Below are 12,906 nucleotides of genomic sequence, written 5' to 3'. Positions count from 1 at the left end.
GCGTGATCGGATCGATCCTGGGCGGTGCGTTTCGCCTGTTGCGGCGGCATCCGCTCTCGGTGCTGGCCTGGTCGATCCTCTACCTTGCCGGCATCATCGCGATCGGGCTGCTGCGGACCCTGGTGGCGCCCGCCGATCCGCAGAGCGTCGCCGGCGCGATCGGTGCCGGGCTGCTCAGCCAGGGGCTGGCAATCGCGCTGGTGGCGGTGCTGGTCACGGCGGCGACACGCGCCACGCTGCACCCCTACAAGCGGGGCGCCTGCTATCTGCGGCTGGGCGGCAACGAGCTGCGCGTCTTCGCGCTGCTCGCCATGCTGACGATCGCGAGCGTGGTGATCACCTTCCTGCTGGTGCTGGCCAACCACGTCCTGCTCTCGTCGCTCGGCCTGCTCGTCTCGCCCGCTGCCGCAAACTGGGCGGGCGCCGTATTGCTGCTGGCCGAACTGGCGGCGCTGGTCTTCGTGCAGGTGCGCCTGTCGATCGCCCTGCCGCTCACCTATCTCTACGAAGCGATCAGCGTGGACGAGGCCTGGGCGCAATCGCGCGGTCATTTCTGGTCGATCTTCGGCGCCTTTGCGGTGCTTGCGCTGCTGCTGGCGCTGGCCGGCCTCGTGCTGCTCGCCGTCTTCTTCGCACCCGTGCTGGCGACGCTGGTGCAGACCGGCATCAACGACCGTGCGCTGATCGAAACGTTGCTCATGATGGCCATCGCCGCAAAGAACCTGCCGGCGATCTCGCAGCTGATGCTGGTATCGGCCATGCTCGCGCTCATGGCACTGGGCTTCGTCCTCGCCACGGCGACCCTGGCCAGCGCGGCGAGGACCATGCTGGGATTGCAGGACGGGCAGATCGAGGATTTGCGGCGACGGCGCGGATAGTTCCCCGCCATTTGCTCCGCTTCGGAGAAAAGCCGGGAACGCCCTGCCAGATCCATCCGAATTGGAGTAAGACAGACTCCGCCATTTCGGAGCGATACGGCATCTGTGGGGAACAGATGTCGAACCATGGGGGCAGACATGTACGAAGCGACGGGAGCCGGGGGGCTCCAGGGCATTGCGTATGACATCCTAGTCGATGTCGCGCAGATCGTGGCGGGCACCGCCGCGGGGATGGCAGCGGCGGAACGCACCGTGGCGCTCGCCGGGTTGCGGGCGCGACAGCCCGTCGACGCGGAGACCGCGATGCAGATCGATACGCTGCTCGACGGCGTGCAGCTGCTGCTGCTGGAAGCGGAGGGTATCGAGCCGCCGCTGTTGGAGCCGCTGCTGTCGCGCATCGGTGCGCTGGCGGAGGCGCGCGGGGTTCCGCTGATCGCGACGGTGACGCCGGAGCAGCTCGATCTGGCGAGCGGATTGCTGCCTGCCTCGGCGGTGGTGCAGTGTGCGCCGAGCGATGCCGATCGCCTGGGTGCAGCCCTGACGGCGCAGCGCGCGCCCACCACGCGGCTGCACGACGGGATGCGCGACCAGGAAGCCCTGCGGATGCGGCGCTTCCAGGAAGAAGTGGCGCGAATCGCCGATTCGCTCACCCGGCTCACCCGCAACGAATTGCCGGATCGTTCCGCCGGCATCCGTTCGGAGGCCTTCGCCTTTCGCACGGAGACCGAAAGCGTCGAGACCGACGCCAGCGAAATCCGCCGCGTGATTCGCGCGCGACGGATGCGGGCGGAATTCTTCGAGGGCGACCTGTTCGCCGATCCGGCCTGGGACATGCTGCTCGATCTCTATGCGGCCGAGCTGGAGCATCGCCAGATCTCGGTTTCCAGCCTGTGCATCGCCGCGGCGGTGCCGCCGACGACGGCGCTGCGCTGGATCGGCACGCTGAACGAGGCCGGGCTGTTCGATCGCAAGGCCGATCCGAATGACCGACGCCGCGCCTATATTGCCCTCAGCGACGCCGCGCGGCGGGGCATGGAGCGATACATCGGCGCGGTGAAGCGGGCGGGACTGAATCTCGTTTGAGGCTTGCCCTCGGCGCGCAGCTTTGGCATCGGCGTCCCACGCGGTCGCCAAGGCGACGCGCGGGCGGTTAGCTCAGTTGGTAGAGCATCTCGTTTACACCGAGAGGGTCGGCGGTTCGAGCCCGTCACCGCCCACCATTCCCCCAGAGCATGTCATCCCGTTCTAGGGGTTTGATTGCCGCATTTTCCGAGCGGTTCGCCGTAAAGGGTCACCTTGAAAATATTCTAGTCGCGATGTTCGGCCAGCCGCGCCGCCAGGTTGTTCTGCGCATCGCCGTGGAGCGGCACCGCCGCCGGCTGCACCAGCACGCTGTACGGCGGCACGTCGTCGAGCAGCCAGACATTGCCGCCGACGGTGCTGCCGCGCCCGATCGTCACGCGACCGAGGATCGTCGCACCCGCATAGATGATCACGTCGTCCTCGATGATCGGGTGGCGGGCATAGCGACTACGCGGCCCGGCCGGTGCCAGGCCCAGCGGGCTGCGCGCGCCGAGCGTCACGTGCTGGTAAAGCCGCACGTTGCGGCCGATGATCGCGGTTTCGCCGATCACCACGCCGGTGCCGTGGTCGATGAAGAAGCTGGGGCCGATCGTCGCGGCGGGATGGATGTCGATGCCGGTGCGGGCATTGGCGAGTTCGGACAGGATCCGCGCGACGATCACCGCGCCCAGGCCGTGCAGCTGGTGGGCGATGCGATAGTGGAGGATCGCCAGCGCGCCGGGATAGCTGATCAGGATCTCGTCGACGCTGCGTGCGGCGGGATCGCCGACGAACGCCGCGTCCACGTCCTCGTCGAGCAGGCTCCGGATCTCCGGCAGCGCGGCGGCGAACAGGCGGACGAGCAGGTCCGGCTGGTCGCTGTCGAACGGCGTGGCGCTGTGCAGCTGCCAATAGTCGAACTCGGCGACGAGCTGTTCGCGCAGGATGGCGAGGCCCAGCGCCAGCTGTTCGGCGACGAAATCGTCCTCGCGCGCGATGCCGCCGCGAAAACCGCCCAGCCGGGTGGGGAAGAGTGCGGCGGCGACATGCTCCAGGAAGCGGGCAAGCTCGGTCGGCGCGGGAAAGTGCGACAGGCCGCGATGCTCGGCGCGACGCTCGCGCCAGTCCGAGCGGATGGCGTTCAGCGCCGACACCGCGTCGGCGATCTCGGCGGCGAAGCTGTGATCCGATACGGCTGGGGACATGGCGTCAGGCCGAGGCGACACGGGCGGGCGTGCCTTGCGCGCCTTGCGCGTCGGGCGCGAGCAGGCCGCTGCGGCGGGCGACGATCGTCGGCACCAGCGCCTGGCCGGCGACGTTCACCGCCGTCCGCCCCATGTCGAGGATCGGGTCGATCGCCAGCAGCAGCCCGGCGCCCTCCAGCGGCAGGCCCAGGGTGGAGAGGGTGAGGGTGAGCATCACCGTCGCGCCGGTGAGCCCGGCGGTCGCGGCGGAGCCGACCACCGCGACGAAGGCGATCAGTCCGTAATCGGCCAGGTGCAGCGGCACGCCGAAGAACTGCGCGACGAAGATGGCGGAGACCGCGGGATAGATCGCCGCGCAGCCGTCCATCTTGGTAGTGGCGCCCAGCGGCACCGCGAAGGCGGCATAGGCGGCGGGGACGCCGAGTCGCTCTACCACCTCCTCGGTCACCGGCAGCGTGCCGACCGAGGAGCGCGAGACGAAGCCGAGCTGGATCGCCGGCCAGGCGGTGGCGAAGAAGCGAAGCGGGTGGAGACCGTTGAGGGCGAGCAGGGCGGGGTAGACGACCAGCAGCACCAGCGCGAGGCCGATATAGACGGCCGCGGCAAAGGCGCCGAGTGCCGACAGCGCATCCCAGCCATAGCGGACGACGGCATCGCCGATCAGCGCGGCGGTGCCGAGCGGCGTCAGCGCGATCACCCAGCGCAGCAGGCGGCGGAAGATGGCGAGGGCGGACGCGTTGAACTGGAGGAAGGCGCTGCCTGCCTCGCCGACGCGCACCGCCGCCGCACCGATCGCGATCGCCGCGACGATGATCTGGAGGACGTTGAACGAGAGCCCGGTGCTCGCCGCGCCGTCCTTCAGCGTGGTCGAGGCGGTGATGCCGAGGAAGTTGGCCGGGACGACGCCCTTGAGGAAATCGAGCCAGGAGCCGGTGCTCGACGGCGCCTTGGCCGCGCTGGCGGCAACGCCGGCGTGGAGGCCGGGCTGGAGCAGCAGACCGAGCGCGATACCGATCACCACCGCGATCAGTGCCGTCGTGGCGAACCAGAACAGCGTGCGGGCGACCAGCCGCGCGGCATTGTCGAGGTCGCGCAGGGCGGCGATGGAGGCGACGATGGCGGTGAACACCAGCGGCGGCACCAGCGCCTTCAGCAGCTGGACGAACAGCTGGCCGATGGTGTGCAGCATCTCGCCGAACGCGGCGTGGCCGGTCGCGCGGACCGCAAAGCCGAGGGCGAGGCCGGCGGCCATGCCGAGCAGCACCTGAAGCGCGAAACTGAAACGAAAGCGGGTGGGGATGGCATGGGCCATGCGGGGCAGCTCCTTGTCGAGCTGCCTAGATATCCCACTGATGTGCTAGGAGAACAAAGAATTGCTATCAGGCCCGCTGCCCGGGCTTGGGGCGGCCGGGCGGCGCGGGGCCGCCCGTCGCCGGATCAATTGGCCTTGAAGGTCGGCTTGTCGCCCGTGAACGCAAGGGTGACATAGCTGTTGTCGCACAGGTTGATGTTCGGCCAGACGGCGGTCGTCTTGTCGTCGAAGGTGCCGCGCAGGTCGAACTTGCAGGCGCTCGCCGCCTTGTCGAAATGGATGGTGGTCTTGCCCCCGACCTTCACCTTGCCGTCCTTGTTGAGCTCGGCATCGACCTTGTTGTCGACCCAGCTGCCGCTGCCGGCAGGCGCGACTTCGATCTTGGCGATCGCCTTGCCCGTGGCATTGGTGAGCATGAAATCCCAATCGTCGGCCAGCGCGGGGGCGGCTGCGGCGAGAATCGCTGCGGATGCAATCAAAGCCAGTTTCTTCATGGTCTTCTTCCCTCCTGTTGCGCAGCATTTTGCGCGCAACAGCTGCAGCGGGCAAGGGCGTAACAATGCCTATAGCGCGCGGATCAGCTGGACGGCGACGGCGATCCAGGGGGGATCCGACACCACCTGCTGGCGGCCGCCCGCGCCGGGCGGGAGCAGCTGCAACCGGTCTCCCTCGCGGCCGATCAGGCGGCCGAACAGGAAGCGGCCGGCGGGGCGCGGCACCAGCACGTCGCGGTTGAGGGCGCGGCCGAACGCCGCAGGGGGAAGCGGTTCGCACCAGATGGCGTCGCCGGCGCGATACTCGCCGATGCTCGCCTCGACGGCGATGGCGATGGTGCCCGCGTCCGGTCGCGGCGATACCAGGGTCGCGGGGCGACGCGGCGCGTGGGCGCCGTCTGCTTCCAGCAGTGCCGCGACGGGAATATCGGGCCGGTCGGGGAGCCGGACCAGGTCGGCAGCATCCACCTCCAGCGCGGCGGCGATCCGGTTGAGCCAGGCGACCGATACGGTGCGCGTGCCGGTCTCGAGCCGGCCGATCGTCTGCGCGGTGGTCGGCGGCGTGCAGCGGCGCGCGACGTCGTCGAGCGTCAGTCCCTTGGCGCGTCGGACCTCGCGAATGGCGGTGATCATGTCCTGCTCCTAACCAAATCGGTTTTGCGGTTTCCTACAGATGCGCCGCCGTGGCAAGAGGCAGGAAGGGAACAAAAGGAGATCGAAGGATGCGCGAACTGGTGGAGCGACCGGCCGGTCGTGGCCGCAGCGTGACCGTGAACCTGGCCGAGTCGCCGCTCGACTGGCTGCGGGCCCGCGGCCATGTCGATGCGCGACAATATGAAGCGGGCGAGCGGCTGCGGGGCGACTATGAGATGGCGTCGCTGGGCCCCCGCGTGACGATGCGCTGGGATCCCGCGCCGCGCGAGGGCGGACGCCGCGCCGCGCCCGAGCCGCTGGACCCGACGCTGGCGCAGATCGCGGCGAAGCGCCGTTTCGATGCGGCCATCGCGGCAGCCGGGGCCGGGCTCTCGGATATCCTGTGGCGGGTAGTGTGCGCGGGAGAGGGGCTGAGCGTCGCGGAGAAGGGGCTGGGCTGGCCGGCCCGCGCGGGCAAGCTGGTGCTGTGCCTCGCGCTCGACCGGGTGGCGGATCATTATCGGCTCAGGTGACGGGTGGCGGTGCGTCGACGGAGGCAGGCCCGGGGGCGGCGAGGAAGCGGCCATAGGCCCAGCCGATCGCGATCAGCGCCACGCCCAGGCCGAGGAACGAGAGAATACGCAGCAGCCCGTCGAGCGCAGCGGCATCGACCAGGAAAACCTTGCAGGTCGTGACGGTCAGCAGGCCGAGCCCGGCGAGGCGCAGGTCGTGCCGTCCGGCGGCGATGCCGCGCCACAGCCAGGCGAGCGCAAGGACGAGGAGCATGGCCGAATAGCCGCCATTCTCCAGGCTGCCGATCGCGCCGGTGAGCAGCATGCCATGGGTCAGCCAGCGCACCGTCGCGAGGGCCGCCGCGACGCTGAGCAGGGCGGCGGGGATGCGGAGCCGGGGCAGCGTCCAGCACCAGAAGGCGGCCAGCGCGAGGTGCAGGGCGAGCAGCGGGCCCGCGCGCTGGGCGACGATCGCCACGTTCAGTACGAGGAAGTCGAACCAGAAGAGGCGGGCGAGGCCGAGGACGAACAGCGCCCGGGCCAGCATCGGCAGGCGTGTGCCGCGGAACAGCGCCCAGCCGGCGGCGAGCGCGGCCTGGGTCAGCAGCGCGCGCTCGATGAAGCCCCAGGCGAGGAACCGGTCGGGCGTCGCGATACCGAAGGGCTGTTTGGCGAGCACGTAGAGCAGCAGCACGCCGCCGGTCGCGGCGAGGACAGCGGCCGCACGCCGGGCGCGGCCGAACGCGCGCGGATCGGCCAGGAAGGCAAGTGCAGCGGCCGTTGGCAAGGCGAGGACCCGCAGCAAATCGGCGAAGCGCGGCAGGTCCGCATAGGGCAGGCGGCCGCCGGACAGCGACGTGCCGATGGCGGCGAGCAGGTCGCTCAGGGGCAGCGCGGCGGCGACCAGCGCGGCGAGCAGCGGCAGGATCGGCAGGGCGAACAGCGCCGGCGCGCGCACCTGCCGCGCCCAGAGCGCGAGCCCGCCGAGCACCGCGGCGAACGACACGGAGATCCAGCCCTGCGGCACGAACTGCGCCAGCGCGACGGCGGCGAGCAGCGCCGTTGCGAGGGTGGCGGCGGCGAGCAGGCGATCGTCCGTCTCGCGGCGCAGCTGCCAGGCGAGCCGCGCGCAGGCGGTCGCCGCGAGCCCCTCGATCAGCCCCCACGCCGCGGCCGGCAGCAGGTCCCGCGCAAGACCATGCGCGACCAGCACCGGCCCTGCTGCGCCGATCAGCGCAAGCGCCGCCCAGCCGGGGCCGCGCCCCCAGCGCCACTGCCCGGCGCCGGTGAACAGCAAGGTCGCCACGATTGCAGCGACCGGGGCGGCGCCCCGGTGCGGCGATGTCAGCGCCAGCGACTCGAGCGCGAGCAGCAGCACCGCGCTGGCGAGCGCGCCCGGCAGATACACGTGATCGCGCCAGGCGAGGAGCAGCGTGGCGGCGGCGAGGACGAGGTAGAAGCTCCAGGCGAGCGGGCCGAAATCGAGCCCCGGCGCGATCGCCACCAGTTGCAGCAGCCCGGCGAGCAGCGGCGCCAGGCGGAGCCAGCGATTGCGCAGCCCGGCGGCCGGAAGCGCCGCGCTCGCGCCGCCCGCCAGCAGCATGGTGTAGAAGCCGATGGCGGACAGATTGCCGCGCCCGTCGAGCACGGCGATGAGGAACTGGGTCCAGGCAAGTCCTGCGACGCTCGCCGCCAGCGCCAGCCAACCCCAGCGGCGATGCACCGCCAGCCCGAACAATGCGGCAACGAACAGGCCCAGATAGACGAGCAGCGGTGCAATGCCTGCAGCTTCGAATCCCGCGACCAGCGGCGCGAGGAAACCGCCGGCGAGTGCCATGACGGCGGTCGGCGGGCCGTGGCGCAGCGCCAGCCCCATCGCCCCGAGCGTGACCAGCACCACCGTGCCGAAGACGGTGAGCGGCGTGACCAGATGGTAGAGCGCCGCCGCCATGTAGAGCGTGCCATAGAGGCTGGCGATGCCGGCACCGGCGAGTGCCTGGCCCAGGCGCGCGTCGTCCCGGGTCGCGGGCAACCGGCGTACGCCTTCGCTCGCGGCGATCAGGGCCAGGCCGAACACCGCGGCGATGGCCGTCCGCGCGGCGGGCCCCAGCAGGCCCTGTTCGATTGAGTAGCGGACGAGGAAGAAGCCGGCGAGTACCAGCGCGACGCCCCCGATCCAGATCGGCAGGCGCCCGCCCACCAGCGTTTCGAAGCTGAACCGGGGCAGGGCGAAGCTGCGGGCGGCCGCGCGTGCCGGCTTCGGGGGCGCCACGGGGGTGGGCATGTCGCCCGGCGTCTCGATAGGGGCGGCCTCTCGCGGCTCGGACGGGGCGAGCGCCTCGGCCGCATCGAGGCGCGCGATCCGGGCCGTCATTGCCCGCACGTCGCGCTCCAATCGGTCGATCCGCCGCTTGAGCAGGGCAAAGGCGGTTGCCGTGGCACAGGCGAGCAGCAGGAAAGCGAAACCGTTCATCGCGCCGAGCCTTGCATGTTCGAGCGGCCCTGTCGCGCAAGAGGCGCGCAACGTGCCGTAAAATCGGCTATGTGGTGCGGCATAAAGGGGAGGACGCTGATGATCGTCTATGGTTCAACACTGTCGCCATACGTCCGGAAATGCATGGTGTTCGGCGCCGAGAAGGGGCTGGAACTGCAGTTGAAGTTCACCAGCCCCGGCAGTCCGGATCCGGAATTCCGCGCGATCAGCCCGTTCGGAAAGATGCCGGGGTTTCGCGACGGCGAGTTCACCATCGCCGATTCGACCGCGATCGTGACCTATCTCGAGGCCAAGTTCCCCGAGCCCAACCTGATACCGCCGGCGCCGGAAGCCCGTGCGCGGACGATCTGGTTCGACGAGCTGGCGGATACTGTCATGATGGGGGCGGGTTCGGCTATCTTCTCCAATCGGTTCGTCAAGCCGCGGGTGATGCGGCTGCCGTGCGATCACGACGCCGCCGACCAGGCCGAGAACGAGCAGCTGCCGCCGATCTTCGCCTATCTGGAGAAGACCATCCCCGACAGCGGCTTCCTGGTGGAGGACCGCCTGACCCTCGCCGATATCGCCATCGCCAGTCCGCTCGCCACGCTGGGCTGCGTCGGCGTGTGCGTCGACCCCGCGCGCTATCCGCGCACCGCCGCCTATGTCGAGGCGATCCACGCGCGGCCCAGCTTCGCGACGATCATCGCGCGCGACAGGGCGCAGGTGGCGGCGTTGGGTGGAGGCGTAGCCAAGGCGGCCGTCACCGCCTAGATGGACGGCCATGCGTATCGCCTTCACCAAATGCCATGGCTCGGGAAACGACTTCCCGCTGATCGACGCCCGCGCGCTGACGCTCGTCGAAGCGGAATGGGCGACCCTCGCCCGCCTGCTCGCCGACCGTGACGGCCCGGTCGGCGGCGACGGCCTGCTGGCGCTGGTGCCGGGGGACGGGGCCCATGCCTTCGGCATGCGGATGTGGAATTCGGACGGTTCGGAGGCGGAGACGTGCCTCAACGGCCTGCGCTGCACCGCCCGGCTCGGTTTCGACCTGCTGGGGCTGGACGCCGCGCAGGTGAAGCTGAAGACCAGTTCCGCCAGCGTCGCCCGCGACCCCGAGATCGCCCCCGGCGTGGCGACGATCCGCACGCTGGTCGGGCCCAACTCGATCCTTGCCGCCGATGTCGGCCTGGTCGGCGCGCCCGAGCAGGTGATCGAGGCGCCTATCAACGGCCTGCCGAACCCCCGCGCCTTCACCGCGGTGGCGATGCCCAACCCGCATCTGGTGACCTTTGTCGACCGGGTCGACGAGGCCGAACTGGTCGCCCTGGGTACCTGGTGCGAAAGCCGCCCGACGCTGCTGCCGGCGCGCGGCAACGTCTCGTTCGTCGAACAGCGCGGCCCCGCCCGGCTGTTCGTCCGCACCTTCGAACGCGGGGTGGGCCTGACCGACAGCTGCGGCAGCGCGATGGCGGCCTCGGTGCTGAGCGCCGCCCTCACCGGCCGCGTGCCGTTCGGCACGCCGATCGAGGTGTTCAACCGCGGCGGCATGGTCCGCGGCCAGGCCGAGGCGGACCGGCGGGTGATGCTGAGCGGCAACGCGACCTTCGAGGCGGAGCGGGCGGTAGAGCTGGACCTCGCCGCCGGAACGCTGGGCGCGGTGGAGATGCTGCGCGCGCGCGACGAGGAGCGCGCGGCGTGGGACGCGATGGTCGCCGGCTTGGCGGGATAGCCAGACGGCGGCTCCGCTCGAAGCCGCCGTTCGGCACAAGATTACCTGGCTTGGCGAACCAGTTCGCCGATCGCAGCGACAACCGAATCGGGATCGTCCTTCGGGATGAAGTGCGACGACTCCGATACGACCCGGTGCTGGCCGTTCCTTGACAGTTTGGCAACTTGCTCATGGAGACCGAACCAGGTGCGATCCAACTCGGCCTGTTCCTTCTGAGGCAGGTCCGGATTGAAGTTCGACTTGCCGGCGGTCATCACGATCAGCGGCATCGTGCCATAGGACCGCTGGGCCGCTTCGACTTCCCGGCTCGATCGATCGAGGCTCTGCAGTTCCGAAGCGGCAGTCTGCTGGTAGCCGGCCGTCAATTGTTGCGCGCGATGCGTCGCGTTGATCGCAGCAGGCAGTGCCTTGCTCTCTGGATCGACGCAGGCGCGGCTTTCGCGTGTATCCGGCTTGATCGTGCCCGCGATGATGCCTTGCGAACACCGTGCCACGGCCGCGGTCAACCCATCCATGTCGGCTTTGTACGACGCCGATGCTGCCCCCATCTTGGCGACTTGCCCGGGAACAGTCGGATCGATCAGCAACATGCCCTTCACCTCGCGGCGATGTTCGGTGGCGAACATGCGCGCATCCAGGCCGCCGAGCGAATGGGCAACGACGACATAGGGCCCGCGCTCGCCAGCTGCATTCAGCATCAGCCCCAGATCCTTGGCCATTGCCGCTGCGCTGCGGGGCAGAGGTCCCGCATCGCTGAAGCCATACCCAGCGCGATCATAGCTGCAGACGCGGGTCGTCGAGGAAACCCGGGCCTGGATCGCGCGCCACCACATCGTGGTCGTGGTCCATCCGCCTTCCAGGAGCACCGTCGGCGCGCCTCTACCGGTGCAATACAGGTTCATGCGGCGCCCGTCTGGAAGTGCCACAAGCTTCTGGGGGCGTGCATACACCGCCAGGTCGCCTTCGGTCGATGGCGCCGTGACTTGGGCCGGCGTTGCGCTGGCCAGGCCGAAGGCAGACGCAGCTGCGAGTGCCGCGCGGTAAAATCTCGTCATCATTCCCCCTTTGGTCGGCTGACCAATTACCTGCGGGCGTTGAAATTGGAAGCCCATCGCGGATGCTACTGTCGAACCTCAGCTATCCACCGACTCCCGCCACCCGGGAAGCCGCCTGAATGTACCAATCAGGTTAAAAGCGCTTGACATCGTCACGCTCTTGTGGCACAAAACAGGAACGCTGAAGAATTGCGAGTCGCGGGGCGCGGCTTGAGGGAACGGGCCGGGCACGGGGTGCTTCGGCCCGTTCGCGTTTTCGGGAGAGAGCGGATGGCACTGACGATCGCTTCGGGGAACCAGCGGCGGCGGCAGATCCGAAGCGTATCGGATCGCGGCTGGACGCGCGAGAAGCGGCAGACCTTCCTCGATATGCTGGCGGTGACCTGCAACGTGGGCCTTGCCTGCGCGGAGACCGGGATGTCCAATGCAGGCGTCTATGCGCTGCGCCGGCGCGATCCGGAATTCGCCGCACTTTGGCGCGACGCGCTGCTGATGGGGTATGACCGGCTGGAGGAAAGGCTGCTGCGCCGGGCAGGCGCGGGCGTGAACGACGTCGAATTCGGCACCGGCGACGGTCCGGAGGAACCGCTCGATGCCGAACTGGCGCTCAACCTGCTGCGCAACCATCGGCCCACGGTAGAGGGCCGGCGCAAGCGCCCCGGCGGGCCGGTACAGCGGATCAGCCGAGAGGAGGCACAGGCCGCGCTGTCGAAGCGGCTGGACGCACTGGAAAAGCGGCTCAAGGCGGAGAAGGGCACATGAGGGATCCGCTCGAGCGGCTGGCGCTGCTGCCGCCCAGGGAACGCGCCCGGATGCTGGAGCGCATGTCCGACAGCGAGCTGCGCGTGTTCAACGAATGGTGGGAACGGTGGGCGCATGACGGCCAGTTCTGGCCCGAGGGCGACTGGCGGGTCTGGCTGATCCGCGCCGGGCGCGGCTTCGGCAAGACGCGCGCGGGCGCCGAATGGGTGAGCCAGATGGCGCGCGACGTGCCGGGCGCGCGGATCGCGCTGATCGGCGCGACGATCGAGGATGCGCGGCGGGTGATGGTGGAGGGCCCGTCCGGCCTGCTTGCCGTGGGGCTGGAGGGCGAGACGCTTCACTGGCGGGCCACGGCGGGCGAACTGGTGTTCGAATCGGGCGCGCGGGCGCTGGTCTATTCGGCCGAGGCGCCGGAGAAGCTGCGCGGGCCCGAGCACGACTTCGCCTGGGCGGACGAACTGGCGAAATGGTCGGCCGGATGCGGCGATGCGGCCTGGGACAATCTGATGATGGGGATGCGGCGCGGCGCGCAGCCGCGCGTGGTGGTGACGACGACGCCGCGCCCGGTGAAGCTGATGCGGCGGGTGATGGCGCTGCCCGGCGTGCACGAGACGCGCGGGCGTACCCGCGACAACCTCCACCTGCCGCGCAGCTTCGTCGAGGCGATGCTGGCCGAGTATGCGGGCACGCGGCTCGGTCGGCAGGAGCTGGACGGCGAGATGGTCGACGATGTGGCCGGCGCCTTGTGGCCGCGCGCGCTGATCGAGCGGCAGCGGCGGGCGCGGCCC

At 69.8% G+C, this 12,906-nt stretch carries 13 protein-coding genes and 1 tRNA gene; 8 read left to right on the top strand and 6 right to left on the bottom strand.

Features of this window, described 5'->3' with window-relative positions:
* Nucleotides 1-2: 2 nt before the first annotated feature.
* The 3 genes from SPI01S_RS19465 to SPI01S_RS19455 all read left to right on the top strand — a co-directional run bounded on the left by SPI01S_RS19465 (nt 3) and on the right by SPI01S_RS19455 (nt 2,098).
* Nucleotides 3-878, top strand: coding sequence for a hypothetical protein (locus SPI01S_RS19465; RefSeq protein WP_066726652.1), 876 nt, complete (start codon nt 3-5; stop codon nt 876-878).
* A 138-nt stretch (nt 879-1,016) separates the two neighbouring features.
* On the top strand, nt 1,017-1,961 hold the full coding sequence (locus SPI01S_RS19460) for a helix-turn-helix domain-containing protein (protein ID WP_066726650.1): 945 nt from the start codon (nt 1,017-1,019) through the stop codon (nt 1,959-1,961).
* A 61-nt stretch (nt 1,962-2,022) separates the two neighbouring features.
* Nucleotides 2,023-2,098 (top strand) — tRNA-Val (locus SPI01S_RS19455).
* A gap of 87 nt (nt 2,099-2,185) precedes the next feature.
* On the opposite strand, the gene epsC is transcribed toward SPI01S_RS19455, so the two are convergent.
* The 4 genes from epsC to SPI01S_RS19435 all read right to left on the bottom strand — a co-directional run bounded on the left by epsC (nt 2,186) and on the right by SPI01S_RS19435 (nt 5,584).
* The gene (gene epsC / locus SPI01S_RS19450) at nt 2,186-3,145 is read right to left on the bottom strand and encodes a serine O-acetyltransferase EpsC (protein ID WP_066726648.1); all 960 of its coding nucleotides are present in this window, start codon (nt 3,143-3,145) and stop codon (nt 2,186-2,188) included.
* 4 nt (nt 3,146-3,149) lie between these two features.
* A complete protein-coding gene (locus SPI01S_RS19445; RefSeq protein ID WP_066726646.1) occupies nt 3,150-4,457 on the bottom strand; it encodes a dicarboxylate/amino acid:cation symporter in 1,308 nt (435 codons plus the stop codon).
* A gap of 125 nt (nt 4,458-4,582) precedes the next feature.
* Nucleotides 4,583-4,951: a hypothetical protein gene (locus tag SPI01S_RS19440; RefSeq protein ID WP_066726644.1), complete on the bottom strand. Its 369-nt coding sequence runs from the start codon at nt 4,949-4,951 to the stop codon at nt 4,583-4,585.
* Nucleotides 4,952-5,020: 69 nt separating this feature from the next.
* Nucleotides 5,021-5,584 carry a helix-turn-helix domain-containing protein gene (locus SPI01S_RS19435; RefSeq protein ID WP_066726642.1) on the bottom strand — a complete coding sequence of 188 codons (564 nt, stop codon included), beginning with the start codon at nt 5,582-5,584 and terminating at the stop codon, nt 5,021-5,023.
* A gap of 89 nt (nt 5,585-5,673) precedes the next feature.
* Here SPI01S_RS19435 and SPI01S_RS19430 point away from each other — a divergent pair, with 89 nt between their 5' ends.
* Nucleotides 5,674-6,117, top strand: coding sequence for a DUF6456 domain-containing protein (locus SPI01S_RS19430; RefSeq protein ID WP_066726640.1), 444 nt, complete (start codon nt 5,674-5,676; stop codon nt 6,115-6,117).
* Here SPI01S_RS19430 and SPI01S_RS19425 read toward each other — a convergent pair.
* Nucleotides 6,110-8,569: a DUF2339 domain-containing protein gene (locus SPI01S_RS19425; RefSeq protein WP_066726639.1), complete on the bottom strand. Its 2,460-nt coding sequence runs from the start codon at nt 8,567-8,569 to the stop codon at nt 6,110-6,112. The two genes, SPI01S_RS19430 and SPI01S_RS19425, sit on opposite strands and share 8 nt — an antisense overlap.
* A gap of 99 nt (nt 8,570-8,668) precedes the next feature.
* Here SPI01S_RS19425 and SPI01S_RS19420 point away from each other — a divergent pair, with 99 nt between their 5' ends.
* Entirely contained in the window at nt 8,669-9,343 is a 675-nt protein-coding gene (locus tag SPI01S_RS19420; RefSeq protein ID WP_066726638.1) for a glutathione S-transferase family protein, read from the top strand.
* Nucleotides 9,344-9,353: 10 nt separating this feature from the next.
* Nucleotides 9,354-10,301 (top strand): diaminopimelate epimerase, encoded by a 948-nt coding sequence (gene dapF, locus SPI01S_RS19415; protein ID WP_066726637.1) that lies wholly within the window; start codon nt 9,354-9,356, stop codon nt 10,299-10,301.
* A 41-nt stretch (nt 10,302-10,342) separates the two neighbouring features.
* Here dapF and SPI01S_RS19410 read toward each other — a convergent pair whose 3' ends face one another.
* The gene (locus SPI01S_RS19410) at nt 10,343-11,356 is read right to left on the bottom strand and encodes an alpha/beta hydrolase (RefSeq protein ID WP_218017636.1); all 1,014 of its coding nucleotides are present in this window, start codon (nt 11,354-11,356) and stop codon (nt 10,343-10,345) included.
* 270 nt (nt 11,357-11,626) lie between these two features.
* On the opposite strand from SPI01S_RS19410, the gene SPI01S_RS19405 reads away from it, so the two are divergent.
* Both SPI01S_RS19405 and SPI01S_RS19400 read left to right on the top strand, forming a co-directional pair.
* The gene (locus SPI01S_RS19405; protein WP_066726633.1) at nt 11,627-12,118 is read left to right on the top strand and encodes a hypothetical protein; all 492 of its coding nucleotides are present in this window, start codon (nt 11,627-11,629) and stop codon (nt 12,116-12,118) included.
* On the top strand, nt 12,115-12,906 hold a 792-nt coding region (locus SPI01S_RS19400), incomplete at its 3' end, for a terminase large subunit domain-containing protein (protein WP_169804554.1). The genes SPI01S_RS19405 and SPI01S_RS19400, both read left to right, overlap by 4 nt.

It is taken from the genome of Sphingomonas pituitosa NBRC 102491 (genome assembly GCF_001598435.1).
Lineage (GTDB): Bacteria > Pseudomonadota > Alphaproteobacteria > Sphingomonadales > Sphingomonadaceae > Sphingomonas > Sphingomonas pituitosa.
Note: the sequence above shows the minus strand (reverse complement) of the source record. Positions and strands in the feature narration are given on the sequence as shown.

Excerpts from the sequence above, each read along its gene's own strand:
- SPI01S_RS19460 (WP_066726650.1), top strand. The coding sequence starts at position 1,017 with ATGTACGAAGCGACGGGAGCCGGGGGGCTCCAGGGCATTGCGTATGAC.
- epsC (WP_066726648.1), bottom strand. The coding sequence starts at position 3,145 with ATGTCCCCAGCCGTATCGGATCACAGCTTCGCCGCCGAGATCGCCGAC.
- SPI01S_RS19445 (WP_066726646.1), bottom strand. The coding sequence starts at position 4,457 with ATGGCCCATGCCATCCCCACCCGCTTTCGTTTCAGTTTCGCGCTTCAG.
- SPI01S_RS19440 (WP_066726644.1), bottom strand. The coding sequence starts at position 4,951 with ATGAAGAAACTGGCTTTGATTGCATCCGCAGCGATTCTCGCCGCAGCC.
- SPI01S_RS19435 (WP_066726642.1), bottom strand. The coding sequence starts at position 5,584 with ATGATCACCGCCATTCGCGAGGTCCGACGCGCCAAGGGACTGACGCTC.
- SPI01S_RS19430 (WP_066726640.1), top strand. The coding sequence starts at position 5,674 with ATGCGCGAACTGGTGGAGCGACCGGCCGGTCGTGGCCGCAGCGTGACC.
- SPI01S_RS19425 (WP_066726639.1), bottom strand. The coding sequence starts at position 8,569 with ATGAACGGTTTCGCTTTCCTGCTGCTCGCCTGTGCCACGGCAACCGCC.
- SPI01S_RS19420 (WP_066726638.1), top strand. The coding sequence starts at position 8,669 with ATGATCGTCTATGGTTCAACACTGTCGCCATACGTCCGGAAATGCATG.
- dapF (WP_066726637.1), top strand. The coding sequence starts at position 9,354 with ATGCGTATCGCCTTCACCAAATGCCATGGCTCGGGAAACGACTTCCCG.
- SPI01S_RS19410 (WP_218017636.1), bottom strand. The coding sequence starts at position 11,356 with ATGACGAGATTTTACCGCGCGGCACTCGCAGCTGCGTCTGCCTTCGGC.
- SPI01S_RS19405 (WP_066726633.1), top strand. The coding sequence starts at position 11,627 with ATGGCACTGACGATCGCTTCGGGGAACCAGCGGCGGCGGCAGATCCGA.